Genomic DNA, 289 nt, shown 5'->3' on the forward strand with positions numbered 1-289 from the left:
GGATCATGAGCGCCAGATCGCTCAAGGTGCAAGCAATGGCCGAGCGCTTCAGGCCGACGTAGCCCTCGTCGGAAAGGTTGAACGTCCTGTGAAGCCAAGGCGCCCTGCCGCTCGACGGCTTGCCGGGTTTCTCCGCAGGGTCGCACTCCTCGGCGGAGACGCCCTGCGTTGCATGCGGGGCGGTCGCTTCAGAGGATCGGGTGTCGTCGCGCGGGGCCGCTTCGATGCCCCATTCGAGCGCTTCCGTGTACTGCTTCCACATCTTCGCGTACGTCCCCGATGCGGCGAG

Annotated in this window: 1 protein-coding gene; it reads right to left on the minus strand. The window is 66.1% G+C overall.

The window, feature by feature from the left end:
- Positions 1–289 (minus strand): hypothetical protein (locus tag NE591_RS15440; protein WP_256157123.1); only part of this gene is annotated, 289 nt, incomplete at both ends.

The sequence above is a fragment of the Adlercreutzia sp. DFI.6.23 genome, from assembly GCF_024462535.1.
In the GTDB taxonomy this organism is placed as follows: domain Bacteria; phylum Actinomycetota; class Coriobacteriia; order Coriobacteriales; family Eggerthellaceae; genus Adlercreutzia; species Adlercreutzia rubneri.